Below are 25757 nucleotides of genomic sequence, written 5' to 3' on the forward strand. Positions count from 1 at the left end.
CTCGATCTGCAATTTGTTACTACATTCGACGGCTCGCTGCAATCGCGCTGGCGATGAGGTTCTCGTTCCGATGTTCGACGCCCGCCTAGCCTTTCCCGCCGATTTCGAAGGCTGGCGGACCGCCGCGCGGACAGCGCTGACGCTCCGACTGCCGCCGGAAGAGCTGAGCTTCACGATCGGCGATGAGGCGGCCGGCCTCTTCGCCGAGCCTTTGCCGGCGCCGCCGGCGAACGCCCCGCAGCCGACGGTGCCGAAAGCCTTTCCGGACCTTGCCCGCAAGCTCGTCTGCCACGCCGACGAGGACCGCTTCGTCTTCGCCTATCGCCTTCTGTGGCGGCTCCAGAGCGAGAGGAAGCTTCTGGAGATCGCCGCCGACAAGGACGTCCTCCGCGCCACCGAGATGGAAAAGGCGGTGCGCCGCGACAGTCACAAGATGAAGGCCTTCGTCCGGTTCCGCGAGATCGAGGACGGCGAACTCGGGCGCCATTCCGTGGCATGGTTCGAGCCTTTCCACCACACGGTCGAGCTCACCGCGCCGTTCTTCGCCCGGCGCTTCGCCGGCATGATCTGGACGATCCTGACGCCGGAGCGGACCGCGCACTGGAACGGCGAGGAGCTTTCCTTCCTTCCCGGCGCGACCCGCGACATGGCGCCGTCCGACGACGACATGGAAGTGCTGTGGCTCACCTACTACGCCTCGATCTTCAATCCGGCGCGGCTGAAGGTGAAGGCGATGACGGCGGAGATGCCGAAGAAATACTGGGCGAACATGCCAGAGACCGCCCTCGTCAAGCCGCTGATCGCCGGGGCCGAGGCGGCGACGCGTCGCATGCTGGAAACCCGGCCGACGCTGCCGAGTTTGCACTCGGAAAAGCTCAAGGAGCGCCGCGCCGTGACTTTGCCCCGCATGGAGAAGACGCCGGAGGTCGGCCTCGGCCAATCGCCGGACTCGATCGCGGAAGCACGCGACCAGGCCGCCGACTGCCGGGCCTGTCCGCTCTGGGAGCCGGCGACGCAGACGGTGTTCGGCAAGGGGCCGGAAGATGCGCCGGTCATCTTCGTCGGCGAGCAGCCGGGCGACCAGGAGGACATCGCCGGCGAGCCCTTCGTCGGCCCGGCCGGCAAGGTGTTCGACCAGGCGCTGGCGGCGGCGGGCATCGACCGTTCGCAGGCCTACGTCACCAATGCGGTGAAGCACTTCAAGTTCGAGCCGCGCGGCAAGCGGCGCATCCACGCCAAGCCGAACATGAGCGAGATCAAGGTCTGCCGCTGGTGGCTCGACCAGGAGCGCCGACTGATCGCGCCGAAGCTCATCGTCGCGCTCGGCGCGACCGCGGCGCAGGCGGTGCTCGGCAAGACCGTGACCATCAAGGCGACGCGCTCCAAGCTGATCGATCTCGACGAGACGACGCGGCTGCTGGTGACCGTGCACCCGTCCTACATCTTGCGTCTGCCCGACGAAGCGGCGAAAGAACGGGAGACGAAGGCGTTCCGGGCCGACATGGCGCTGGTTCTGGAGACGGTGCCCGAGCTGGCGGTGGGGTGAGGCGCGTCCAGGCGGGCTCGCCGAATCACGGGTGCCATGGGTTGACGACGGTGACGCCGCAGTCATCGAAGTCCTTGACGTTGCGCGTTGCGATCCCTGCGCCATGGGCAGCGGCAATGGCCGCAATCTGAGCATCCAACTCTTTGACGGGGCGCCCGATCGCTCGTCGGTTCGCCCGGATGAGGGCATAGGCCTCGGCGGCTGCCCGATCGAAGGGCAGAATGCGGCCTCCAAAATCCTCCGCGAGGGTCGCGTCCAGACTGTTAGCCAGAAGAGTCTTGCGCCGTCCGTCCGGCAGGATGGCGATGCCGTATCGCAGTTCCGCTTCACTGATCGCCGTGAGGAAAACAGCGTCGATGTCCTGCTGGTTCAACCAGTCGGTCACTCGCTGCTCCGGAAGTGGGCTCATCATCTCCGAGACGACATTCGTATCGAGAATGATCATTCAATCGAAGGTCGGAGGTTCGCGGCTTGGCCCACGTGCTGGCAGGTCGAGTTCGACTCCTCCGATCGGCTCGAACCTTGCCCGAATTCTCGAAGCGAGGTTCCCATGCGGTACGATCTTCGGTTCGATTTCGCCGAACGGGTCGGAATGCTCGCTCGCGGCATCGAACCGACTTTCTCCGCGCTCTCCCTTGGCCGGTGAGTCCGGCGACGGCTGGTCTCCGACGACTTCGAGCGCTTGTTGCAACAGAACCCGCGCTTCGTCTTCCATCGAGCGGCCGTGTCTGCTTGCTCTGCGGCTGATCTGGTTGGTCGTCTTGTCGTCGAGATCGGTGATGGTCAGGCTCGTCATTCCCGCACCTCGGAGTATGTTCGCGAACATATAGGTCGATCTGAACGCGAGATGCCAGATTATTACGTCAGGCGGTCCGTTCAATTGACCGGTCGCCTGATGCGCTTGAGCCCGTCCGGTCGATGGGCTAAGCCGCAGCCAGATGGTGACAAGGACTGGCACCGGGCGCTTTCGCGCGCCGGATGGCCGGCCGCGACGCATTGGTGAAACGGACATGGTCGGGAAAAAGCCGAAACGGGTGACGGCGCGGGTGCCGCGCGGCTTCGTCGATCGGAGCGCCTCCGATCTGCGCGCGCAGGACGCGATGCTGGCGAAGATCCGGCGGGTCTACGAGACCTACGGCTTCGAGCCGGTGGAGACGCCGGTGTTCGAATATACCGATGCGCTCGGCAAGTTCCTGCCCGACTCGGACCGGCCGAACGAGGGCGTCTTCTCGATCGAGGACGACGACGAGCAGTGGATGTCGCTCCGCTACGACCTCACCGCGCCGCTCGCCCGCTATGTGGCGGAGAACTTCGAGGCCCTGCCGAAGCCTTATCGCTCGTACCGCGCGGGCTACGTCTTCCGCAACGAGAAGCCCGGGCCGGGGCGCTTTCGCCAGTTCATGCAGTTCGACGCCGACATCGTCGGCGCGCCGAACGTCTCGGCCGATGCCGAGATGGCGATGATGATGGCCGACACGATGGAGGCGCTGGGCATCCCGCGCGGGCAGTATGTGATCCGGGTGAACAACCGGAAGGTTCTCGATGGCGTTCTGGAGGCGATCGGCCTCGGCGAGGAGGACGCTGAACGGCGGCTTACGGTGCTCAGGGCCATCGACAAGCTGGACAAGTTCGGCGTCGAAGGCGTGCGGCTGCTACTGGGTAAAGGTCGCAAGGACGAGAGCGGCGATTTCACGCCGGGAGCGGGGCTCGGGACTGCCGGAATAGATGTTCTAATCGAGTTCCTTGATGCGAGTTCAGTAGGGGTAGTCCACTCCGCTGCGTTCGAGCCAAAGGAAAACCCCAAATTGGCTGATATGAAGGGCGGCGTCTTGAGGAAGATGCCAGCTACGCTGGTTCACAATAAGATTGATCTACACGCTAATCAAAAGTTCAGCGACGGCGAAGCGGAGCTTGATCAGATCAGGCTCCTTTCGGAAATGGCTGGCTACGGCCCCGATCGCATCCGCATCGACCCCTCCGTGGTCCGCGGCCTCGAATACTACACCGGCCCGGTGTTCGAGGCCGAACTCCTCTTTCCCGTCACCAACGAAAAGGGCGAGGTCGTGCGCTTCGGTTCGGTCGGCGGCGGCGGGCGCTATGACGGGCTGGTCTCGCGCTTCATGAGCCAGCCGGTGCCGGCGACGGGCTTTTCCATCGGCGTCTCGCGGCTGATGACGGCGCTGAAGAATCTCGGCCGGCTGGAGACCTCGCGGCGCACCGGCCCGGTGGTGGTCACCGTCATGGATCGCGACCGCATGGCGGATTATCAGGCCATGGCGACGCAGCTGCGCAACGCGCTGAATACCGACGAGGCCGGTAACCCGACCGAGGTGCCCGTGCCGGTCGAGGTGTTCCAGGGCAATCCCAAGCAGTTCGGCAAGCAGCTGCAATATGCCGATCGGCGCGACGCCCCCTGCGTGATCATTCAGGGCGGCGACGAGAAGGCCGCCGGGAAGGTGCAGGTCAAGGATCTGGCGCTCGGCAAGGAGTTGTCGGCGCAGATCACCGACAATGCCGAATGGCGCGAGGCGCGGGCCGGGCAGGAGATGGTCGACTATGCGCCCGAAAGCCCGGACGCGATGATCGCCGCCGTGCGCGCCATCCTGTCCCGCCAGTCCGGCGGCAAGGGCTGAGCCGCCATGTCCGGCGAGACCATCGGCCCGGCGCTGGATGAGCTGTTTGCGCGGCGCGGCGCGGCGCCGGCGACGACGCCGATCATCCTGCCGGCCGAGCCCTATCTCGACACCGCGGGCGAGGCGCTGCGCCGGCGGATCTTCCTTACCCGGGGCGAGGGCGGGGAGAATCTCTGCCTCAGGCCGGATTTCACCGTTCCCGTCTGCATGCGCCACATCGCCGAGGGCGCCGACCTGCCGCGGCGCTACTCCTATCGCGGCCTCGTCTTCCGCCAGCGGGCGGACGGGCCGGCGGAATTCGTTCAGGCCGGCATCGAGGATCTCGGCGAGGAGCACCGGGCCGAAGCGGATGCCCGCGCGGTCGCCGATGCCTTGGCCGGGCTGGAAGCCTGCAGCGTGCCTGCCGAAAGCCTCGACGTCATTCTCGGCGATCAGGGGCTGTTCGAGGCGGTGCTGAGGGCGCTCGGCCTGCCCGAGGGCTGGCAGCGCCGGCTGATCCGCACTTTCGGCCATGACGGGCAGCTCAGGGCCGCCCTCGAAGGCCTGTCTCGCGGGCCGGACCATGCGCTGGACGGCATCGAGCCGCAGTTGGTCGAGCTTGCCCGCGACCGCGAGGAAGGCGCGCTGACGCGGCTGATCCGCAGCCGGATGGAGGATGCCGGCCTGCCGCCCCATTCCGGCCGCTCGCCCGGCGAGATCGCCGCCCGGCTGATCGAAAAGGTGGCGGTCGCCGAAGCCCGGCTCGGCGAGGGGCCGCTCGAGCTGCTGCAGGATTTTCTCGCCGTCTCCTGCCCACTCGACGAGGCGGGCGAGCGGCTCGCCGTCGTGATGGGCACGGCCGGGCTCGACCTCGGCCGGGCGATGACCGCCTTCGAGACGCGCAACCTGGCGCTCCGGGCGGCGAATGTGGATCTGTCGCGGATCACCTATCGCGCCGCCTTCGGCCGGCCGATCGACTATTACACCGGCCTCGTCTTCGAAGCGCGTGAGAAAGGTGCCGACGAACCGCTCGCCGGCGGCGGGCGCTACGATCGTCTGATGACCATCCTCGGCGCCGACACGCCGATCCCCGCGGTCGGGTTTTCGCTGTGGCTCGACCGGATCGAAGGGGTGGCGCGATGACGACCGGGGCGTTGAGTTCGATTGCGCCCGTGTGCGTCAGGGTAGCGGCTGGGAAGCTCGCTCGGCTGAGCTTGGCGGCTGGGAACCCCCCTCTGTCCTGCCGGACATCTTCCCCTCAAGGGGGGAGATCGATCTCGCGCGGGACTCGCCGCGAGGACTGCGTCGTACTGCCTCGCATCAAAGCCGGGTCTGAACGTGCAAACGCGGAGGCGTGGTGGTCCGCCGCTGCTGAAACGTGTGAAATTTCATCGCGAAGAACAAAGCTGCTGATCTCCCCCCTTGAGGGGGAGATGCCCGGCAGGGCAGAGGGGGGTACGCTGCCGCAGCGCTTAACGAATGCTCGTTCTTCTTCTGCGGCTCGTCGTCGACGAAACGACCGACAGGCCGTGCAAGTCGCAGGAGGGAGCAGCCAATGACCATCACCCTCGCCATTCCCTCCAAGGGCCGGCTGATGGAGAAGTCGCTCGCGGCCCTGAACGAGGCCGGGATCGTCGTGACCGCCGGCGAGACGCGCTCCTATCGCACCCAGGTCGAGGGCTTCGACGGGCTGGAAGTGCTTCTTCTGTCGGCCTCGGAGATCGCGCGGGAGCTGCGCGACGGGGCGATCGATTTCGGCATCACCGGGGAGGATCTCGTCCGCGAGACGATTCCCGAACCCGATCGCGCCGTCGGCGTCGTCGCCCGCCTCGGCTTCGGCCATGCCGACGTCGTCGTCGCGGTGCCCGAGGCCTGGGTCGACGTTCAGGCGATGGACGATCTCGGCGACGTCGCCGGCTCGTTCCGGGCGCGGCATGGGCGCCGCCTCAGGATCGCGACGAAATACTGGCGGCTGACCCAGGGCTTCTTCAGCCGCACCCACGGCATCCAGAGCTACCGCATCGTCGAGAGCCTCGGCGCCACCGAGGGCGCGCCGGCGGCGGGCTCGGCCGACATCATCGTCGACATCACCTCGACCGGGTCGACCCTCGTCGCCAACCAGCTGAAGATCCTGTCGGACGGGGTGATCCTGAAGTCGGAGGCCTGTCTGGTGCGCTCCCATGCGCGGCGGCACGAGCCGGGTGAGGGCGCCCTGTGTGATGAACTCGCCGGCCGCTTCACGCGCTGACGGCCGAGCGTCGTCTGGCGTTGGAAGATGTTTCGTAACAAAATGAAACCGTTCGGAATGCTGATGGCAAGGTCTCGTTGACGGTCCTCCCGTTAGCTGATGGTCGTGTTTTCAACGACCAGTCGCGAGCGGAGCGCAGCGCCATGTCCCTGACCATTGGATCCAGCACCACGACGACGAGCGTCCTTTCCAGCGACGACACGAACTCCGGCGTGGACGACGTCGCGGCGATCAAGGACAAACTCGCTTCCGCCCAGACCGCGCTGAGTGAAGCCGAAGAGGCGGGCGACACCGAAGAAGCGACGACCCAGCAGGCGCTTGTCACCAAATACACCGCCGAACTCGCCAAGGCCCAGAAGGCCGCCGAAAGCGGCGGCGCTGGCGTCGTGCAGGCTTCCGGCCCGGCGATCGCCGAGAGCGGCGAGGCCAATCCCTACAGGGCGACGGCCCGGATCGACGTCACGACGCTCGCGGCGAGCGCGGAGACGGACCGGGCGGACGGGACGTCGGACGCGGCAGCCTCCGCCACGGCGGAAGCCGAGCGGGCCGAGGCCGAATACAAGGCCAACATGCCCCTGGCCGCCGACAAGGCCGAAACGGCGGAGGCATGACGCCGCCCGCTGCGCCGTCAGGCGTAGCGGCGCTCGCGGACGGTCTCGTCGACGGCGGTCGAGCCGGCACCCGGGCCGGCGAGGACGAGGAAGCCGCCGGCGAGCGCGATGTTCTTCAACAGCGCCGTCTGGTCGCCGCCATGGACCAGGAAGCCGGTGGCGACGCAGAACAGCCACGAGTGCGATGGCGAAGATCCGCGTCTGGCATTGTCTGAAGACGGTCTGATTGCGGATCCGTCGTCGAGCCTCAGGCCGGCGCGATCATCGTCTTCGGGTCGACGATGCGGTCGTAGTCCTCGCCCGAGACGAGGCCGGAGGCGACCGCCTCCTCGCGCAGCGTCGTGCCGTTCTTGTGCGCGGTCTTCGCGATGTTGGCGGCGTTGTCGTAGCCGATGGTCGGCGCCAGCGCCGTCACCAGCATCAGCGACTGCTGCATCAGGCTGGCGATCCGCTCCTCGTTGGCTTCGATGCCGTCGACGCAGTGCTCGGCGAAGCTCTCCATGCCGTCGGCGAGGAGACGGATCGAGGAGAGGACGGCGTTGGCGATGACCGGCTTGAAGACGTTGAGTTCGAAGTGCCCTTGGGAGGCGGCGACGGTCACCGTCGTCTCGTGGCCGAAGACCTCCGTCGCCACCATGGTCAGCGCCTCGCACTGGGTCGGGTTGACCTTGCCGGGCATGATCGAGGAGCCCGGCTCGTTGGCCGGCAGGTTGAGTTCGCCGAGGCCGGAGCGCGGGCCGGAGCCGAGGAAGCGGATGTCGTTGGCGATCTTCATCAGATCGGCGGCGAGCGTGTTGAGCGAGCCGTGGAAGAAGGTCAGCGCGCCGTGGGAGGCCAGCGCCTCGAACTTGTTCTCGGCGGTCCGGAAGGGATGGCCGGTGAGCTTCGCGATCTCGGCGGCGATGTCGGTGTCGAAGCCGATCGGGGCGTTCAGCCCGGTGCCGACGGCGGTGCCGCCCTGGGCCAGCGCCAGGACGCCGTCGAGCGAATCGGCAATGCGCTTCTTCGCCAGTTCGAGCGCCATGGCGTAGCCGGAGAATTCCTGGCCGAGGGTGACCGGGGTCGCGTCCTGGGTATGGGTGCGGCCGATCTTGATGATGTCCGCGAATTCCTTCGCCTTGCGGTCCAGCGAGGCGTGCAGCGTCTCCAGCGCCGGCAGGAGCCGGGCCTTCGCCTCGACGACGGTCGCGACATGCATCGCCGTCGGGAAGACGTCGTTGGACGACTGGCTCATATTGACGTGGTCGTTCGGATGGACGGGCTTCTTCGAGCCCATTTCGCCACCCATCATCTCGATCGCCCGGTTCGAGATCACCTCGTTGACGTTCATGTTCGTCTGGGTGCCCGAGCCGGTCTGGTAGACGACCAGCGGGAAATGGTCGTCGAGCTTGCCGGCGATGATCTCGTCGGCCGCCTTCTCGATGGCGTCGGCGATCTCCTGCGGCAGCCGGCCCTTGGCGGCGGAGACGCGCGCGGCGGCCTTCTTGACGGTGGCCAGCGCATGGATCACCGGCAGCGGCTGGCGCTCGAGGCCGATCTTGAAATTGTTGCGCGAGCGCTCGGTCTGGGCGCCCCAGTAGCGGTCGTTCGCGACCTCGATGGCGCCGATGGAATCGGTCTCGGTGCGTGTCGTCATGGGGGTGCCCCTCCTTCAAGACTGCGTGTCCGGATTGCCAATAGCGGCGGCGGACCGGGATCGAAAGAGCGGCGGCAGGGTAAAATCGTTTGAAATTTGCCGGGCTGCGACGACTGCGTCAGGAAGGCGCGTTGAAAAACCTTGCCGTTTTGTCATCGCGACCGATTTTCTCGTCACCGACCATTCCCCAATCCCGGAAAGGATGAAGACATGAAAACCATGGTGAGGAGCGCCGTCGTCCTGAGCCTCGTGGCAGGCCTCGCGATCAGCGCCGGCTGCAGCCGGACGCAGAAGACGCTGGCGGGCGCCGGCATCGGCGGCGCGACAGGCGCGGTGGCCGGCAATGCGATCGCCGGCAGCGGCGGCGCCATCGTCGGCGGCGTCGGCGGTGCGGTCGTCGGCGGGGCGGTCGGCCGGAACTACTGAACGAGAAGGCTCCCGGCCCGCCCGGTCCGGGAGCCTTGCCGAAAAGGTGCGATCGGCCGATCCCCAGATCACCGGCCGGCGAACTTGCCGACGATCTCGCTGAGGCTGGTGGACACGGCGACGGAGGCGACCACGGTCGACCCGCACTGGAAGGCGCCGGTGCAGAAGGCGTCCGCATCGATGTCGGTGTCGTGATAGCGCACGTCGAAGGAGACGTTGTCGTTGAACTCGTAGGTCAGCCCGGCATCCCAGACGAAATGCTCGCGGTAGCGGTCCTTTTCGAAGGCCTGATAGCCGAGCGAGCCGGAAAAGCTCAGATCGTGCGGCAGCGGCACCTCGATCGCGCCCTTGGTGAAATAGCCCGTATCGTCCTGGCCGAAATAGTTCGGCGCGTAGGCGAAGGTTCCGGTGACCGTCGCGACGTCCTCGAAGGTATAGGACAGCGAGTTGAAAAACTCCGGATAATCCTGATCCGGCACGTCGTGATAGGTGTAGTAGTAATAGGTCAAGTCGACCGACCAGTTGCCGAAGCTCGGACGCCAGGCGACGAAGGGATCGAACTCCAGATGCGGCTCCGGCGTACCGAAATCGACGTTCGAGGCGAAGAAGCCGACGTGGAAGTCGTGGAACTTCATGTCAACCGTGCCCTGCAGCGCGGGGGCGCGATCGGTCTGGGAGTAGCCGCGCAGCGAGACGTAGTCGGTCAGGCCCTCGACCGTGAAGGTCACGTCGAAGACGTCAGGGTCGAGCGAGGATACGGCCTCTTGCCCCCGCGACGAGGGGCCGGCCTCCTGCGCCGATGCGGCTGATGCGCCCAGAAGCGCGAATGCCGCGGCAAGGATGCCGGCGGCTGCCGGCGAATACGCGGTCTTTCGACGCGAGACGTTTTTCCGGATGTCCACGCCACTCCCCTCCATGTTCGAACATTTGGGCAGGGTAGCGATCGTGGCCGCCGGATAAACCTTCAAATTGCATCGCGACGGCATGCCGACGGCCGATGTCACGACCATGTCACAGTCCTGGTCGCGGCTAAGGATGACCGGGAGCAGAATCTTCGAGAGCTGCAGGATGAAAAAAGCCGGGCGCTGGGCCCGGCTCTCCGCATCTGGTCGAGGTTGCAAAGCGACGCCGGATCGTTCGTCAGCCGGAGGTCAGCGGCGAGATCGAGATCTCCACCCGGCGGTTCTGGGCGCGGCCGGATTCCGTCGCGTTGGAGGCGACCGGGCGGCTCTCGCCGAAGCCCTGGGTGTTCAAGCGGCGCGGATCGACGCCTTGGCTCGCCAGATACTGGCTGACCGACGAGGCCCGCTGCTGCGAAAGCTGGAGGTTGTAGGCGTCCGATCCCTGGCTGTCGGTGTGGCCGTAGACGTCGACGATCGACCGGTCGAATTCCTCGAGCACAAGGGCGACGGAATTCAGCGTCGGATAGAAGCCCGGCAGGATCGAAGCCTGATCGGTCGGGAAGGTGATGTTCGACGGCATGTTGAGGATGATCCGGTCGCCGACGCGGGTGACGGAGACGCCCGTGCCCTGAAGCTGGGCGCGCAGCTTGGCTTCCTGGTTGTCCATGTAGAGGCCGATGCCACCGCCGGTCAGCGCGCCGACGCCGGCGCCGATCAGCGCCGCCTTGCCGCCGTCGTGGCCCGTCGCCCGGCCGATCACATAGCCGCCGAGCGCGCCGACGCCGGCGCCGATGCCGGCGCCGCCGAGCGTGTTGGAGATCTTCTGTTCACCCGTATAGGGATCGGTCGTGCAGCCGGCGAAGGCGGCAGTGAGGGCGAGGGCGAGGGCGAGTTTCTTCATCGGGACGTGACCAGCCTTTGGCGACGGGCTTTCCGCCCGTTCGCATTGTTCCTTCGATGCGCCGATAGTGACCAGAATTGTCGGGATTAGGGCTCGCGGGGCGGCGCGGCGATTTGTCGTGCGTTGTTGCATCGCGACCACGCTCGGCAAGGAGTTCGTCCATCCCGCCTGCTCGAAGGAGGGGCAGCCCCGGCCGTGGCGCTTCCGCCGCGCGAGGTCTGCGAGGGCCGGTCCGTGTCGCTCAGATCCCGGCGGTGCGGACGACGAAGGCGGCGATGCTCGCCAGGGCCAGCAGCGCGCCGCAGAAGACGATCAGGCGGTTCGCCCAGCCGGTCCGGTCGTAGACCTCGAGGATGGCGGCGACGGCGGCCGGCAGGGTGATCAGGATCGGGTGAAACCAGTATCCCTTCAAGACGGTCGTGCCGCTCGCCAACACTAGAAGAAGAGCCAGCGCGAAGGACGCGCCGATCGCCGTCACGAGATAGCGGGTTCCGGCCCCGAGCCGGCCGAAAGCCCCACGCACCGCCCGGCCATCGAGGCGCGCCAGGACCACGGCGGCGAGCGCCACCCCCAAGAGCGGCCCACAATAGGCGAGAGCCTGGAACGCGAAGTCGGCGAGACCGGCCAGGCGATCGAGAAGCATCGAACCGGAGCCGTGAAAGCCGAACTTGTCGGCGCTGTCGTCCAGCGTCTCGATCCGCCCGGCCGCCAGCCAGGCGAGCGGTGCGGCGAGAATGGCGAGGAAGGCCACCGCGGCGACGGCGATCCTTGATGTCCGAAGGGCGGGGCGAACGGCGCTAAGGGCGAGACCGGCGGCGGCCGAGCCGGCAATCGCGACGAGGCTGTTGTATTTTCCCAGCACGGCGAGGGCCGCGCTGGCACCCATCAGGGCGTACGAACCCGTCGTCCGGCGGCGCAACGTCACGAGAAACGCCAGCTGGAAGAGGGCTGTGAACAGCATGCCGCTGAGCGAGTGGCTGAAGGTGCGCTGCGCTTCCCATCCGACCGTCGGCATCAGGAACAGGCCGAGCGCCGCCGAGGAGGCTCCCTGGCGCGAAAGCTGCAATTCGCGGCCGATCCCGTAGAGCGTGGTCGCCAGGAGAATAAGGACGGTGAAGCGGGTGACGTAGATCGCCGCGATGTCGCTTCCCACCACCAGATCGACGAGCTTGATCAGCCAGGTGTGGAGCGGCGGCTGGACGCCGCTGTAGCCGAACGCCCACCGGCCCATTTCGGCGAGCTGCTGGCGGTCGTCGAAGCCCGGAGGGGGACTGGCGACGACGTTGATGGCGAGATTGGCGAGATAGACCAGCGCGACGAAGACCAGCGGCAGGGGCAGGGGGCCGAGCCGCGCCGAAGCGAAGCGCGCGACGGCGGCATCGAGCATGGCGGTTCTGGCGAACAGGCGGCGGAGACGGCCGGGCGAGCCGGCGTCCATGGGATCGTCCGTGACGGTCAAGAAATCATCCGAAGAAAATGGTCGGCTGTCAGCAGCAGTCCGCGCATTCAAAAATGTCGCCGGTCCCTGCCGCTGCCGGCCTTCGTCGGTCTTCTAAGTGATAGTGTCGGAATCGTCCAATCGAGTTGCCTGCGGAACGCTACCCTCATGACTTGAAGGAGTGTTCGCGATGCCACTCGAGAAACTGAGGCAGCGGGCGGGCCGAGGGATGGTCTGGCGGAGTGGCTCGACCATTGCGATTGAGCAAAGATCTCACTGCATCCAAGTCATTCACATGTCTCGAAATCATGATGTCGAGGTTGTTGGAAAGGCTGACCAGGCCACGATCGAACATCCAATGGATCGTTCCAGAAAGCGCGATGCCGTTTCCAATCACATCCGGTCCTCCGCTTTCGACGGGCTGAATGTGGGCGGCCTCCACTTCTGCGCGACCTCCGCCATTGACGAGCTTGAGCCCGGTCAAGGCGCAGCGGGAGTCGTATGCTTTCAGGACGACGCGCCTGAACATGCGATCTCGATAGTCTCTCGAAACCAATTGCCGTTCTCGGTCCCCGATCGAACCGGCGGCATAAGGTGCTTGCTCTTCGGCGAATTGGAAACCTGCATCGCCGATGTCAACACGCGGCAAAAACGTCTCGTCGTAAGGCAAGCCGCGCGCGATAATCCGTGCGAAATCCGCCGGTCCTAAGGGACGAACTGCGGCTTGGGCACGGCCGGAGATGTTTCCCGCCTCGTTCAAAAGTCCCCTCTCGATCAATCCTCCGCCTGGAAGATTGAAAGCAACGTGCTCGACAAAATCGAGATAGGTTCCAGGTTCGATCAAGGCGTAGAACATGTCGTCACTCCCGGGGTCGGGCACGACTTCTTGGACCCGGGCGACGGCGAAATATCCGCGCGTGCGGAGAACCTTTCGGGGCTCGTAATAGACGATCCAGTCACCGACGCAGGCTTCGACTCGGCGCAGATATTGGCGGGGGAAATGATAGCGCTCGGCCGGCGTATCTCGATAGATCGAATCGAATCGATGGATGAAAACGCCGAATGCCATTGCCTATGGATAGCGCAGCATCGACGGTTCGCAAACGTCGATGTTTTGGCGGTCTGAGGCTCGCCCGGCAGAACCGGGCTAAGCCATTTTCAACGCGAGAAATTCTCGCTTCAGGCCGCCTTCCTCTGCTTCAGGAGCCCGCGATTGACCAGCAACTCGGCGATCTGCACCGTGTTCAGCGCCGCGCCCTTGCGAAGGTTGTCCGAGACGACCCAGATGTTGAGGCCGTTGTCCAGCGTCTGGTCCTCGCGGATGCGCGAGATGTAGGTGGCGTCCTCGCCGGCGCTTTCATAGGGCGTGACGTAGCCGCCGTCCTCGTGCTTGTCGACGACGAGGCATCCCGGCGCCTGGCGCAGGATCTCGCGCGCCTCGTCGGCGCTGATCTCGTTCTCGAACTCGATGTTGACGGCTTCCGAATGGCCGATGAACACCGGTACGCGGACCGCCGTGCAGGTGACCTTGATCTTCGGATCGAGCATCTTCTTGGTTTCGGCCATCACCTTCCACTCTTCCTTGGTGGAGCCGTCTTCCATGAAGACGTCGATGTGGGGGATGACGTTGAAGGCGATGCGCTTGGTGAACTTCTTCTTCTCCACCGGATCGGCGACGAACACGGCGCGGGACTGCTGGAACAGCTCGTCCATGCCGTCCTTGCCGGCGCCGGAGACCGACTGGTAGGTGGAGACGACGACCCGCTTGATCTTCGCGCGGTCGTGCAGCGGCTTCAGCGCGACGACGAGCTGGGCGGTCGAGCAGTTCGGATTGGCGATGATGTTCTTCTTGGTGAAGCCGGAGACGGCGTCGGCATTCACCTCGGGCACGATCAGCGGCACGTCCGGGTCGTAGCGCCAGGCCGAGGAATTGTCGATGACGACGCAGCCCTGCGCGCCGATCTTCGGCGAATACTGCTTGGAGATCTCGCCGCCGGCCGACATCAGGCAGATGTCGATGTCGGAAAAGTCGAAGCCCTCCAGCGCCTTGACCTTCAGCGTCTCCTCGCCGAAGGAAACCTCCGTGCCCTGGCTGCGGCGCGAGGCGAGCGCCACCACCTCGTCGGCCGGAAAGCCGCGCTCGGAAAGGATCGACAGCATCTCGCGACCGACATTGCCGGTGGCCCCGACGACGGCAACCTTGTAGCCCATGGGAATTCGACCTTCTCTCGCTCTCCCCTTGCCAAACGATCGAGCACGCTCGTCATCCGCCCCGGGGGAGACAAGCGGGGCGGGGCGTCAGCTAATCGACGTTTTCTCAGTCAGGGAGCGCACGGTCATGGGCGGTGATATGCGCGGGAAGTCGAATCTTGTCAATCATGGGAAATCGGGCATGGGAAATGGGCAGTCGGAATGCGGCATGGGCGACGGAGCGCGAGCCGTGGCGTGATGTGAACCCCATTTTCCTGATCGCCGCATCGCCCTTCCGGTGAGGACGTTCCCGTGTCAGGGAGAAGCGCACAGCAAGGGATTTCGCCGATGTCGCATTTCGCCGTCCTGCTCGCCGGCCGCATGGTGCCGACGCCGACCCTTCGCGCGGCGATCGGCGGCGCGCGGGTGATCGCCGCCGACGACGGCATCCGCCACGCCCGCGATCTCGGCCTGTCGCCGGAACTCTGGGTGGGAGACTTCGATTCGGCGCCGGAAGCGCCGCCCATCGCGCTCGCCGGCATCAGGCGCGAGCCGTTTCCGCGCGACAAGGACAAGACCGACGGCGAACTCGCCATCGAGGCGGCGATCGCCCTTGGCGCCACGAAGATCACCCTCATTGGCGCGCTGGGCGGGCCGCGCTCCGACCACGCCTTTTCCCACCTCGTCCTGGCGCTGCGCTATTTTCGCCAGGGCCTCGACGTCGCTTTGCGCGACGGGGCGGAATCGGCCTTTCCGTTGTCGGCCGAGCCGCGCACCTTCGATCTCGCGGCCGGCGCGCAATTTTCGATCCTGAAGTTCTCGGCGGTGCGGGGCCTGATGATCGCGGGGGCGAAATGGCCGCTTCGCGCCGTCGACCTGCCGCTCACCTCCATCCTCACCCAGTCGAACGAAGCGGTGGGCAGGGTGACGGTGACGGTCATGGAAGGCGAGGCGATCCTCCTCGCGCAGGACGATCCGGCGGTACGCTGACGACAGCGCCGCGGCGGCCGGTGCCGGCCGGCCCCGTCATCGGGCCGCCGACGCGGCGGCGCCCGAGACGCGGGCAAGTCGGCGAACGGCAGTCACGCTGTCGCAAATCGAAACGCGGTCACGCCGGCGAACGATGAGCACGCCGGCGCAAACCGAAACGCGGGCACGCCGCCGCAAATGTCGCGATCCCGGCCGATCCCTGCTTGGCCTTTCGCGGCGATTTGACTATGGTGCCGGCCGGAACGGTCCCGTAGCTCAGCAGGATAGAGCATCAGATTCCTAATCTGAGGGTCACAGGTTCGAATCCTGTCGGGATCACCAACGATTTCAATCTCCTCGGGCTGCGCGGGCCTCCGGCTCCAGGCAACCGTACCTGCTACGTCGCGTCCGCGAAGCTGCCGGTGTCGAGGAACCGCTCGATCGTCTCGCAATGGGGGCGGATGTCGATGCCCTGGGCCTCGAGCCAGGCGTCGTCGTAATAGGTGGCGGCATAGCGCTCGCCGCTGTCGCAGATCAGCGACACCAGCGATCCTTCCTCGCCGGTCTGCATCAGCTCGGCGGCGATGAGGCAGAGCGCGTAGAAATTCGTGCCGGTCGATCCGCCGACGCGGCGAAACAGCCGTCCCGAAAGAACCCGCATGGCGGCGATCGAGGCCGCGTCCGGGATCTTGATCATGTGGTCGATCACTTCGGGCACGAAGGAGGGTTCGACGCGCGGCCGCCCGACCCCCTCGATGCGCGAGGGCGTTGCGCAGCGTGCGCCGCGCCCGCCGCCCCGATAGGCGTCGAAGAAGGCGGAGTGTTCGACGTCGACGACGCACAGCCGCGTGTCGAGATTGCGGTAGCGGATGTAGCGGCCGATGGTCGCCGCGGTGCCGCCGGTGCCGGCGCTCATCACCACCCAGCGCGGCACGGGATGGGCTTCGGCGCCCATCTGCGCGAAGATGCTCTCGGCGATGTTGTTGTTGCCGCGCCAGTCGGTCGCTCGCTCGGCATAGGTGAACTGGTCGAGATAGTAGCCGCCGGCTTCCGCGGCGAGGCGCGCGGCGGTGTCGTAGACCTCGCCGGGCGAGGCGACGAAATGGCAGCGCCCGCCGAAGCGGCGGATCGCCTCGATCTTCTGGGCGCTGGTCGTTTCGGGCATGACGGCGATGAAGGGCAGATCGAGGAGATTGGCGAAATAGGCCTCGCTGACCGCCGTCGAGCCGGAGGAGGCCTCGACCAGCGTCGTGCCCTCGCGGATGCGGCCGTTGCAGATGCCGTAGAGAAACAGCGAGCGGGCGAGACGGTGCTTGAGGCTGCCGGTCGGATGGGTGGATTCGTCCTTCAGATAGACCGAGATGCCCTTCAGTCCGGGGAAGATCGGCTTGACCAGATGGGTGTCGGCGGAACGGCGGCCGTCGCCTTCGAGCACCGTCATGGCGCGCCGCGCCCACTCCCGGTCGGGGCAGGGCGGCAAGGCCATCGGCTCGTGACCCATCCTCGCCTCGTTCGTCATCGCCATTTCAGCTTCTCCTCGTGCATGCCGGAAAGTCGGTCAACGGGCCGGCACCGGCCGACCCGGGACCCGGCCCTCCGTCGCGGTCGCCACATGCCGACGGTATTGTGGTCGATCGCGATGGTCCGCCGGATGGAATGCGGGCGATGAAACACATCGCGCTCGATTCCCGCCAGCTCGACGCCTTCGCCGCCGTCATCTCGATCGGCAGCGTCACCGGCGCGGTCCGCACTCCCGGGCGCTCACAGCCGGTGGTGCCGCGGCAGAGCCGGGATCTCGAAGCCACCCTCGGCTATTCGCCGTTCGATCGCAACGGCCCGCGCATCGCGCCGAGCGGGCGATGCTCTTTGATCGGGAGGCGGAGCGCTATTTGGCCGGCCCTGATGGCGACGATGGACGAGCGCATCGACGCCGTCAGGGCCGGTTCGCCGCGCGCCATCGATCGTCGCGGCGCTCGCTCGGCGTGAGCCGCTGCACCCGGTGAAGGATTGGTCTCTTCGAAGGAGCCACGGAAAGGCTCTCTTTCGCTGCGACGCGGTGAAGGGCACGCACTTGCCGCAAAACGTGATTTGCCGGCCTCCCGGCTGTTGGTATGTGAGTGACATTTCCCGAAGGCCGTCCGACGGAAGTCGCCCCTCGCGCCGAAGACCCGGCCACCGCGACAGACGGCCCACACCGATGCCGGCCCGATGCTTTCGGCCCCGAAGGAAATTTTCATGGAGCAGATTCGCTCAACCACGCTGCCGAATGCCGTCCGGGACGGTGTCTGGCCCGCGCGCCGCACCGACATCCTCGACTGGCTCGTCCAGAAGACCTCCGGCGAGCGGTTCATCGACGTCATTTTCCAGCAGCTTTGCGATCGGCTCGTCGAAGCCGGGTTGCCCCTGGGACGCGCGAGCCTGCACTTTCGCATCGACAATCCGCAATGGTTCGGCGCGCGCATCGTCTGGCGCAAGGGCACCGGCCAGCCGGAAGTCAACACGTTCGAGCACGGGACGATGGACACGATCGGCTACTCCGGCAGCCCCGTCGCCCTGGTGCATGACGGCCTCGACGAGGTCCGGTGGAACCTGTCGGCCGGCGATGCCGAGGCTTCGGGACTGCGGCTGTTCGCCCAACTCCGGAGCGAAGGGCTGACGGACTACGTCGCCTGGCCGCTGAAACAGACCCTGGGCCGGCGCCATGTCGTGACCTTCGCCAGCGACGCGCCCGAGGGCTTTTCGAACGAGCACCTCGCGCTGCTGTTCGACCTCCTGCCCATTCTCGCCCTGGTCAGCGAGATCCGGCTGAAGAACCGTCTGGCCCGCACGCTCCTCGAGACCTATGTCGGCCCCCATGCCAGCGAGGCGATCCTCGCCGGGGCGATCATCCGCGGCAGCGGCTCGACGGTCGCGGCGGCGATCATGGTCTGCGACCTGAGGGACTTCACCCACATTTCGGATCTCTGGCCGCGCGACGACGTGATCGAACTGTTGAACAGCTATTTCGACGCGATCTGCGAGCCGATCGAGCGCCATGGCGGCGAGATCCTGAAATTCATCGGCGACGGGCTCTTGGCGATCTTTCCGCTCGGTCGGCCGAGTGCCTGCGACGACCTCCTCTTGGCGGTGGCCGAAGCGCGACAGGCGATGGACCGGCTGAACGCCGAGCGGCTGGCCGAAAACCGCGAAGCCTTGCGTTACGGCGTCGGCATCCATGTGGGCGACGTCATGTACGGCAACATCGGGTCGCGGAGGCGGCTGGACTTCACCGTCATCGGCCCGGCGGTCAACGCCGCTTCGCGCCTGGAAAATCTCACCAAGCTGGTCAAGCGGCCGGTCCTGGTGTCGAAGGCCTTCGCCGACATGGCGCGGTGCCAGGCGCGGCTCGAAAGTCTGGGGTCCTATCCGCTGCGGGGCTTCGGCGAGGAGATGCAGGTCTTTGCGTTCCGGGACGACTGGTTCGTCGCGAAGGCCTCCGCCTGACGGCCGGGCTCGCCGTCGCCCCGTGCTCGGCCGCCGACGCCGTGCCGGTAAGCGGCAGTGGCGGCAGCTGCGCTCAGCCCGCCGCCGCGTCGAAATAGTCTGGGTAGCGTTCGCAGATGACGCGGACGGCGCTGAGCGTGCCGGAAAGATGCTGCCGCACCGCGGTTTCGCAGGCGGCCGCGTCGCCGGCCTCGATCGCATCGAGGATCTGGCCGTGCGCGGCGACGATCGCGTTGACCTTGCCGGGATCGGGCAGGTTGAGGGCGCGCAGCCGGTCGATGTGGCCGGAGCGCTCCGAGATCATGTGCCACAGGGCCGGATGACCGGCCGCCTCGCAGAGCGACAGGTGGAAATACCGGTCGAGCGCGGAAAAGCGCTCCAGGCGCTCCTCCTCGAAGGCCCGGATCTGCAGTTGCAGGACATGCCGGGCGCGGGCGGTTCGCGACGGATCGCCCGCCGCCGCGAGGGTCTTTCCCACCTCGATCTCGAGCGCCATGCGCAGGAACTGCGTCTCCCGCGCATGGGCGACGTTGATCTTGGCGACGACGGTCCGCGACTGCGGGAAGATCTCGACCAGCCCCTCGCGCTGCAGCTGGAAGAAGGCGTCGCGCACCGGGGTCTGGCTGACGCCGTATTCGCTGGCGAGCTGGGCCCGTGACACGAGTTCGCCCGGCCGCAGCCTGAGATCGACGATCCGCCGCCGCAGCGAGCCGTAGATGCTCTGCGAGGCGAGGGGGCGCCGTTCGAAATCGAAATCGAGCTCCGCCGTCAGGGCCGGATCGCCGGTCGAGGTCATGGATTCTTGGTCCGCCAGTTCGTGTCGCCGGAGTCTGTAACAGAGCTTGCCGGGCTGAAACAAATATATTAGTGCTTCAGATGGCCGGTCGGAGGCCGGTCGAGCAATTTCCAGGGAGGATTTCGATGTCCATCAGAACGATCGTTCTCGCAGGCCTCGCATCGGCGGCCGTTGCCGCGCCGGCCGCCGCCGACACCTACACGATCCAGACCTCGTTCAACGCCGGCGACTTCTCGACCACCTATCTGACCGAGAACTGGCTGCCGAAGATCAAGGAGATGACCGACGGCCGGGTCGAGATCAATCTGACGCCCTCCGGCTCGGTCGTGCCCTCGAAGGAGACGCCGCAGGCCGTCGCGATGGGCGTTCTCGACGGCGACTGGACGTCGGTGAACTACTTCTCCGGCCAGGAGCCGGCCTTCGCCATCCTCGGCGACCTGATCTCCGGCTACGACACCCCGGCCCAGATGCTCGGCTTCTGCAAGGACGGCCCGGGCGAGAAAGTCTGGCAGAAGGCCCTCGACGCGATCGCCGACGGCGAGGTCCAGCTCGTCGGCTGCGGCCCCTACAGCCGCGAGGCGCTGCCGGCCCGCGTTCCGATCAAGACGTTCGAGGATCTGAAGGGCAAGAAGATCCGTTCGCCCGAGGGTCTCGCCTCGGCGGTCTTCGCGGCGGCCGGCGCGAGCCCGGTGTCGATCCCCTTCTCGGAAGTCTACGGCGCGCTGGAAAAGGGCATCGTCGATGCCGCCGACGCCTCGGCCTACGTCAACAATGCCGCCACCGGCCTCAACGACGTCGCGCCCTATCCGCTCTATCCCGGCATCCACTCCATGCCGTCCATGGAGCTGACGATGAACAAGGCGAAGTTCGACGAGCTCTCACCGGAAGACCAGAAGGCGCTGCGCGACTGGTTCTACATGGCGATGGAGGACCTCACCAACGTCGTCCACGAGCAGGACGAGAAACTCGCGGCGGAAGACACCAGGAAGGAAGGTGTCGAGGTCATCGACTGGCCGCAGGAAAGCCGCGACAAGATGCGCGTCGTCGCCCGCAAGGAGTGGGAGAAGTTCGCCGAAAAGAGCGATCTCGCCAAGGAAGCGCTCGACGCCAATCTGGAATACATGAAGACTATCGGCCTCATGAACTGAGGCAAATTCGGCCGGCACAAGCGGTCTGCCGGTGCTTCAGGTGGCGAGAAGCCGCCCGAGGCGACAGGCGGGCCGCCCGTCCGGCCGGATCGGTCGTCATCCCCCCGGAGTTTCCATGAGCAAGTTCCTGTCGCGCTATGCGGCGGCGATGGATCGCGCCAGCGTCTTCATCGGCCATGCCTGCTCGGCGCTGTTCTTCGCCTGCATCGCCTTTTCGGCGCTCGAAGTGGTCATGCGCTACGGCTTCGATCATCCGACGAGCTGGTCGATCGAATTGACGATGGCGCTCTGTGCCATGGCCTGGGTTCTGTCGGTCGGCTACGTCACCGAGCGCAACCGCCACATCTCGATCACCATGCTGGAGCTGATGGTCGGTCCGCGCGTCTGGCACTGGTTCCGCCTGATGCAGATCCTCGCCGCGATCGTCACCGTCTCGGTCTTCGCGATGGCGGTCTGGGATCCGGCGCTGCGGGTGTTTTCGCGGCCGGAATATTCCGGCACGGCGCTGAACTCGATCCAGCCGAGCCTGCTCAAGGTTCTCATCCTGGTCGGCGCGATTCTCTACGTCCTGCAGCTCCTCGCCAATCTCGTCCGCTGGGTGCAGGGCACCGAGAAGGCCTCGACCCATGGGCATTGAATACATCACGATCCTGATCGTCGCCTCGCTCCTGGCGCTGATGGCGATTGGCATTCCGCTCGGCGTCACCACCCTTCTCGTCTCGCTCGGCACGGCGATCCTCTATTTCGGCGAACGCGCCGGCTTCTTTCTCGTCGCCGCCAACGTCACCGAGGTGCTGCACAAATACGAGCTGATCGCGGTGCCTTTCTTCGTCTTCATGGCGAACGTCCTGGAGCGATCGGGCATCGCCCACACGCTGTTCGAATCCATGGCGATCCTCGGCGGCCGGTTCCGCGGCTCGGTCGCCGTGCAGACGACGATCGTCGCGGTCATCCTGGCGGCGATGAGCGGCATCATGGGCGGCGAGATCGTCATGCTCGGCCTCATCGCCCTGCCGCAGATGCTGCGTCTCGGCTACGACCGAAAGCTCTCGATCGGCATCATCTGCGCCGCCGGCGCGCTGGCGACGCTGATCCCGCCCTCGGTGGTGCTGATCGTCTACGGCCTCGCCGCGCAGGTCTCGATCACCAAGCTGTTCGCCGCCTCGGCCGTGCCCGGCCTGCTGCTCGCCTCGCTGTTCATCACCTACATTCTGGTGCGGGTGCGGCTGAACCCGGCGATGGCGCCGATCTACGACATTCCCGAGACCGGCCTTCCGTTCTTCTCGCGGCTGAAGTTCCTGACGGGTGCGGTGCTGCCGGCAGTGCTGATCACCGTCGTGCTCGGCCTGATCTACGGCGGCATCGCCACGGTGACGGAGTCCGCCGCCGTCGGCGCGGTCGGCGCGCTCGTGGTCTCGGCAATCCAGAAGCGGCTGTCCTGGACGATGATGCGCGACGCGATGCGCCAGACCGTGCTCACCGTCGGCTCGATCATCTGGCTGGTGCTCGGCGCCGTCTCCCTGATCGGCATCTACAACCGCATCGGCGGCGGCGACTTCCTGCGCGATCTCCTCGGCTCGCTCGACATCGCGCCGATCCTGGTCATCGTCGTGATGATGCTGATCGTCATGGTGCTCGGCACCTTCCTCGAATGGATCGCAATCCTCTTCATCACCGTGCCGATCTTCGCCCCGGTGGTGGCCGATCTCGGCTACGATCCCATCTGGTTCGGCGTGCTCTTCGCCATGAACATCCAGATCTACTACCTCTCGCCGCCCTTCGGCCCCGCCTGCTTCTTCCTGAAGTCGGTGACCAAGGACATCGAGTTGCAGGAGATCTTCGCGGCGGTGCTGCCCTTCATCGCGCTGCAGGCGGTGGGCCTGTTCCTGGTGCTGTTCTTCCCGCAGATCGCGCTGTGGCTGCCGTCGATGCTGGGCAATTAACGCATGATCCCGAAAAGTGGGAACCGGTTTCCGGAAAAGATCATGCGCAGACAGGTCTAAGGGAGGTGCCGATGCAGACCAATCTTCACGACGAGAGCGAAGAGGGCATCTCCGCGGCCGAATTCGACCGCGAGGAGGCGAGCGACGAGGCGAATTTCGGCAACTGGCCGGAGATCGTCGGGCTCGTCGTCGTCGCCATCGTCGCCTTCATGATCCTCCAAGTCACGGGATAGACCATGACACGCAAGACCTATGACGAACTGCGCTCGGCTCGCTGGTTCGCGCCCGACGACTTGCGCAGCTTCGGCCACCGCTCGCGGATGATGCAGCTCGGCTATTCCGAGGAGGATTTCCTCGGCAAGCCGGTCATCGGCATCCTGTCGACCTGGTCGGAGCTGAATTCCTGCCACGGACATTTTCCCGAGCGGGTCGAGAACGTTCGCCGCGGCGTCCTTCAGGCCGGCGGCTTTCCCGTCGAGATGCCGGCGCTGTCGGTCGACGAGAGCTTCACCAAGCCGACCTCGATGCTCTATCGCAATCTCCTCGCGATGGAGACGGAGGAGATGATCCGCTCCCATCCGCTGGATGGTGTCGTGCTGATGGGCGGTTGCGACAAGACCACCCCCGGCCTGATCATGGGCGCGATCACCGCGGGCGTGCCGATGATCTATCTGCCCGCCGGCGCAATGCTGCGCGGCAATTATGCCGGCCGCATCCTCGGTTCGGGCTCGGACGCCTGGAAATACTGGGACGAGCGCCGCGCCGGCAACGTCACCGACGAGGAGTGGGTCGGCGTTCAGGGCGGCATCGCACGGTCCCATGGCACCTGCATGACCATGGGCACCGCCGCGACGATGATGTCGATCGCCGACGCCCTCGGCTTCACGCTCCCCGGCGCCTCGTCGATCCCGGCGGTCGATTCCGGTCACCAGCGCATGTCGACGGACTGCGGCCGGCGGATCGTCGACATGGTCTGGGAGGGCATGACGCCGGACAAGGTTGCGACGACGCCCGCCTTTCACAACGCCGCCAAGGTGGCGATGGCGACCGGCTGCTCGACCAATGCCGTCGTCCATCTGATCGCCATGGCGCGGCGCGCCGGCGTCGATCTCACCCTCGACCATCTCGACGCACTCAGCCGCACGACGCCGCTGATCGCCAATGTCCGCCCGTCGGGCAAGGGCTATCTGATGGAGGACTTCTTCTATGCGGGCGGCCTGCGCGCGCTGATGAAGACGATGGCGGAGATGCTCGACACGTCCGTCATGACGGTGAACGGCAAGACGCTGGCCGAGAACATCGAAGAGGCCGAGGTCTACAACGACGACGTCATCCGGCCCCTGTCGAACCCGGTCTACAAGGAAGGCTCGCTCGCCCTTCTGCGCGGCAATCTCTGCCCGGACGGCGCGGTGATCAAGCCGGCCGCCTGCGATCCGAAGTTCCACGTCCATGAAGGGCCGGCGCTGGTCTTCGACAGCTACCCCGAGATGAAGAAGGCGGTGGACGACGAGACTCTCGACGTCACGCCCGACCACGTGATGGTGCTGCGCAACGCCGGCCCGCTGGGCGGCCCCGGCTTTCCCGAGTGGGGCATGCTGCCGATCCCCAAGGCGCTGATCAAGCAGGGCCATCGCGACATGCTGCGGATTTCCGACGCCCGCATGTCCGGCACCTCCTACGGCGCCTGCGTTCTTCACGTCGCGCCGGAGAGTTTCGTCGGCGGGCCGCTGGCACTCCTGAAAAACGGCGACATCGTCCGCCTCGACCTGCCGAACCGCCGGCTCGACATGCTGGTGGACGAGGCGGAACTCGAAAAGCGCAAGGCCGAATGGACGCCGCCCGAGCCGCGGTACCAGCGCGGCTGGGGCTGGATGTTCTCGCGCCACGTCACCCAGGCCGACAAGGGCTGCGATTTCGATTTTCTGGAGCGCGGCTTCGGCGCCGCCGCCGGCGAGCCGGACATTTTCTGACAGGCCGCGCCGCCCGTTCGGCCGCGGCGCCCGATCATCAACAGGAGAGACGACATGAACGAGGCAACCCGCGAGAAGCTGATGGGCGTCTCCGTGGCGACGCTCGCCACCGCATTGTTCAAGCGCGGCCTGCGCAACCAGGTGATCCAGGGCGTCCATCCGCTGGGTCGCAAGGGCAGGAACATGGTCGGCCCGGCCTTCACCCTGCGCTACATGCCGGCGCGCGAGGATCGCAACCAGCTGTCGGAATTTCTGAAGCCCGATCATCCGCAGCGGGTCGCCATCGAGACCTGCCCCGAAGGCCACGTCCTCGTCATGGACAGCCGCAAGGACGCCCGCGCCGCCTCGGCGGGCGACATCCTGATCACCCGGTTGATGGTGCGGGGCGGCGCCGGCGTCGTGACGGACGGCGGCTTCCGCGACGCGGCGACGATCGCCGAACTCGACATTCCGGCCTATCATTCGCGCCCGTCGAGCCCGACGAATCTGACGATCAACGAGGCGATCGCCATCAACGAGCCGATCGGCTGCGGCGACGCGCCGGTGTTCCCGGGCGACGTGATCGTCGGCGACGACGACTGCGTCATCGTCATCCCGGCCGGCATCGCCGACGAGATCGCCGCCGAAGCGGTCGAAATGACCGCCTATGAGGACTTCGTGGTCGAGAAGGTCAAGGCCGGCGAGACGATCATCGGGCTCTATCCGCGCACCAGGGACGAGCATCTCGCCGCCTTCCAGGAATGGCGCAGCCAGCACGGCCGCTAGACAGAGGCGATCGGCACGAGAGTGCGCGCGGGTGTGGCCGGGCCACGCTCGCCGCCCGTCCGGAGGTTCCGGGCTCTCACCGTTCGCCGTGCTCCAAAGACGCTTGCGGCGAACCCGTCTTCGCACCGTCTTTGCTTCGTGATTTTGAACAATCCGCCGCGTCCGGTATAACG

Annotated in this window: 25 protein-coding genes and 1 tRNA gene; 16 read left to right on the top strand and 10 right to left on the bottom strand. The window is 66.2% G+C overall.

The annotated features are described in order from the left end of the window. Nucleotides 1-70 precede the first annotated feature (70 nt). Nucleotides 71-1546 (top strand): UdgX family uracil-DNA binding protein, encoded by a 1476-nt coding sequence (locus LZD57_RS06115; protein ID WP_233718523.1) that lies wholly within the window; start codon nucleotides 71-73, stop codon nucleotides 1544-1546. Nucleotides 1547-1571: 25 nt separating this feature from the next. Here LZD57_RS06115 and LZD57_RS06120 read toward each other — a convergent pair whose 3' ends face one another. Further along, on the bottom strand, nucleotides 1572-1991 hold the full coding sequence (locus LZD57_RS06120; RefSeq protein ID WP_233718524.1) for a type II toxin-antitoxin system VapC family toxin: 420 nt from the start codon (nucleotides 1989-1991) through the stop codon (nucleotides 1572-1574). After that, nucleotides 1992-2342: a FitA-like ribbon-helix-helix domain-containing protein gene (locus LZD57_RS06125; RefSeq protein ID WP_233718526.1), complete on the bottom strand. Its 351-nt coding sequence runs from the start codon at nucleotides 2340-2342 to the stop codon at nucleotides 1992-1994. Between the two features lie 214 nt (nucleotides 2343-2556). Between LZD57_RS06125 and hisS the strand changes: the two genes are divergently transcribed. The 4 genes from hisS (at nucleotide 2557) to LZD57_RS06145 (ending at nucleotide 7017) form a co-directional block, all read left to right on the top strand. Then, the gene (gene hisS, locus LZD57_RS06130; RefSeq protein WP_233718528.1) at nucleotides 2557-4179 is read left to right on the top strand and encodes a histidine--tRNA ligase; all 1623 of its coding nucleotides are present in this window, start codon (nucleotides 2557-2559) and stop codon (nucleotides 4177-4179) included. A 6-nt stretch (nucleotides 4180-4185) separates the two neighbouring features. Further along, entirely contained in the window at nucleotides 4186-5301 is a 1116-nt protein-coding gene (locus tag LZD57_RS06135) for an ATP phosphoribosyltransferase regulatory subunit (RefSeq protein ID WP_233718530.1), read from the top strand. Between the two features lie 412 nt (nucleotides 5302-5713). Next, entirely contained in the window at nucleotides 5714-6406 is a 693-nt protein-coding gene (gene hisG, locus LZD57_RS06140; protein WP_233718531.1) for an ATP phosphoribosyltransferase, read from the top strand. 143 nt (nucleotides 6407-6549) lie between these two features. Continuing rightward, nucleotides 6550-7017, top strand: coding sequence for a hypothetical protein (locus tag LZD57_RS06145; protein ID WP_233718533.1), 468 nt, complete (start codon nucleotides 6550-6552; stop codon nucleotides 7015-7017). A gap of 247 nt (nucleotides 7018-7264) precedes the next feature. Here the strand turns inward: LZD57_RS06145 and fumC are convergent, their stop codons facing one another. Next, nucleotides 7265-8653, bottom strand: coding sequence for a class II fumarate hydratase (fumC, locus tag LZD57_RS06150; protein WP_233718535.1), 1389 nt, complete (start codon nucleotides 8651-8653; stop codon nucleotides 7265-7267). 210 nt (nucleotides 8654-8863) lie between these two features. Here fumC and LZD57_RS06155 point away from each other — a divergent pair, with 210 nt between their 5' ends. Then, nucleotides 8864-9079: a hypothetical protein gene (locus LZD57_RS06155; RefSeq protein WP_233718537.1), complete on the top strand. Its 216-nt coding sequence runs from the start codon at nucleotides 8864-8866 to the stop codon at nucleotides 9077-9079. A 68-nt stretch (nucleotides 9080-9147) separates the two neighbouring features. Here the strand turns inward: LZD57_RS06155 and LZD57_RS06160 are convergent, their stop codons facing one another. The 5 genes from LZD57_RS06160 to LZD57_RS06180 form a co-directional block, all read right to left on the bottom strand. Further along, nucleotides 9148-9981, bottom strand: a complete 834-nt coding sequence (locus LZD57_RS06160) for a TorF family putative porin (protein WP_233718538.1) — start codon at nucleotides 9979-9981, stop codon at nucleotides 9148-9150. 238 nt (nucleotides 9982-10219) lie between these two features. Then, a complete protein-coding gene (locus tag LZD57_RS06165; protein WP_233718540.1) occupies nucleotides 10220-10882 on the bottom strand; it encodes a YiaD family glycine zipper/OmpA-like lipoprotein in 663 nt (220 codons plus the stop codon). A 241-nt stretch (nucleotides 10883-11123) separates the two neighbouring features. Continuing rightward, nucleotides 11124-12341: a glycosyltransferase family 39 protein gene (locus tag LZD57_RS06170; protein WP_233718542.1), complete on the bottom strand. Its 1218-nt coding sequence runs from the start codon at nucleotides 12339-12341 to the stop codon at nucleotides 11124-11126. Between the two features lie 145 nt (nucleotides 12342-12486). Further along, a complete protein-coding gene (locus tag LZD57_RS06175) occupies nucleotides 12487-13389 on the bottom strand; it encodes an HNH endonuclease (RefSeq protein WP_233718543.1) in 903 nt (300 codons plus the stop codon). A gap of 110 nt (nucleotides 13390-13499) precedes the next feature. After that, the gene (locus LZD57_RS06180) at nucleotides 13500-14531 is read right to left on the bottom strand and encodes an aspartate-semialdehyde dehydrogenase (RefSeq protein WP_233718545.1); all 1032 of its coding nucleotides are present in this window, start codon (nucleotides 14529-14531) and stop codon (nucleotides 13500-13502) included. A gap of 327 nt (nucleotides 14532-14858) precedes the next feature. Here LZD57_RS06180 and LZD57_RS06185 point away from each other — a divergent pair, with 327 nt between their 5' ends. Together LZD57_RS06185 and LZD57_RS06190 are read left to right on the top strand one after the other, a co-directional pair. Next, nucleotides 14859-15500: a thiamine diphosphokinase gene (locus LZD57_RS06185; protein ID WP_233718546.1), complete on the top strand. Its 642-nt coding sequence runs from the start codon at nucleotides 14859-14861 to the stop codon at nucleotides 15498-15500. A gap of 244 nt (nucleotides 15501-15744) precedes the next feature. Next, a tRNA-Arg gene (locus LZD57_RS06190) sits at nucleotides 15745-15821 on the top strand. Nucleotides 15822-15876: 55 nt separating this feature from the next. Here the strand turns inward: LZD57_RS06190 and LZD57_RS06195 are convergent. Beyond that, nucleotides 15877-17004 carry a PLP-dependent cysteine synthase family protein gene (locus LZD57_RS06195; protein WP_420844749.1) on the bottom strand — a complete coding sequence of 376 codons (1128 nt, stop codon included), beginning with the start codon at nucleotides 17002-17004 and terminating at the stop codon, nucleotides 15877-15879. Nucleotides 17005-17144: 140 nt separating this feature from the next. Here LZD57_RS06195 and LZD57_RS06200 point away from each other — a divergent pair, with 140 nt between their 5' ends. Together LZD57_RS06200 and LZD57_RS06205 are read left to right on the top strand one after the other, a co-directional pair. Beyond that, the gene (locus tag LZD57_RS06200) at nucleotides 17145-17465 is read left to right on the top strand and encodes a LysR family transcriptional regulator (RefSeq protein ID WP_233718548.1); all 321 of its coding nucleotides are present in this window, start codon (nucleotides 17145-17147) and stop codon (nucleotides 17463-17465) included. A gap of 249 nt (nucleotides 17466-17714) precedes the next feature. Beyond that, complete coding sequence (locus tag LZD57_RS06205; protein ID WP_233718550.1) at nucleotides 17715-18962, top strand: adenylate/guanylate cyclase domain-containing protein; 1248 nt, start codon at nucleotides 17715-17717, stop codon at nucleotides 18960-18962. Between the two features lie 73 nt (nucleotides 18963-19035). On the opposite strand, the gene LZD57_RS06210 is transcribed toward LZD57_RS06205, so the two are convergent. Further along, nucleotides 19036-19758, bottom strand: a complete 723-nt coding sequence (locus tag LZD57_RS06210) for a GntR family transcriptional regulator (RefSeq protein WP_233718552.1) — start codon at nucleotides 19756-19758, stop codon at nucleotides 19036-19038. A 125-nt stretch (nucleotides 19759-19883) separates the two neighbouring features. Here LZD57_RS06210 and dctP point away from each other — a divergent pair, with 125 nt between their 5' ends. The 6 genes from dctP to LZD57_RS06240 all read left to right on the top strand — a co-directional run bounded on the left by dctP (nucleotide 19884) and on the right by LZD57_RS06240 (nucleotide 25584). Further along, a complete protein-coding gene (dctP, locus tag LZD57_RS06215) occupies nucleotides 19884-20906 on the top strand; it encodes a TRAP transporter substrate-binding protein DctP (RefSeq protein WP_233718553.1) in 1023 nt (340 codons plus the stop codon). A 115-nt stretch (nucleotides 20907-21021) separates the two neighbouring features. Continuing rightward, a complete protein-coding gene (locus tag LZD57_RS06220) occupies nucleotides 21022-21543 on the top strand; it encodes a TRAP transporter small permease subunit (protein WP_233718555.1) in 522 nt (173 codons plus the stop codon). Beyond that, entirely contained in the window at nucleotides 21533-22849 is a 1317-nt protein-coding gene (locus LZD57_RS06225) for a TRAP transporter large permease (protein WP_233718557.1), read from the top strand. Before LZD57_RS06220 ends, LZD57_RS06225 begins: the two co-directional genes overlap by 11 nt. Before the next feature lie 71 nt (nucleotides 22850-22920). After that, on the top strand, nucleotides 22921-23082 hold the full coding sequence (locus LZD57_RS06230; RefSeq protein ID WP_233718559.1) for a hypothetical protein: 162 nt from the start codon (nucleotides 22921-22923) through the stop codon (nucleotides 23080-23082). A gap of 3 nt (nucleotides 23083-23085) precedes the next feature. Next, nucleotides 23086-24819 carry an L-arabinonate dehydratase gene (gene araD, locus LZD57_RS06235; protein ID WP_233718561.1) on the top strand — a complete coding sequence of 578 codons (1734 nt, stop codon included), beginning with the start codon at nucleotides 23086-23088 and terminating at the stop codon, nucleotides 24817-24819. Between the two features lie 54 nt (nucleotides 24820-24873). Further along, nucleotides 24874-25584, top strand: a complete 711-nt coding sequence (locus tag LZD57_RS06240) for a ribonuclease activity regulator RraA (RefSeq protein ID WP_233718563.1) — start codon at nucleotides 24874-24876, stop codon at nucleotides 25582-25584. The last annotated feature ends 173 nt before the right edge of the window (nucleotides 25585-25757 follow it).

The organism is Jiella avicenniae (assembly GCF_021390325.1).
Taxonomy (GTDB): domain Bacteria; phylum Pseudomonadota; class Alphaproteobacteria; order Rhizobiales; family Rhizobiaceae; genus Jiella; species Jiella avicenniae.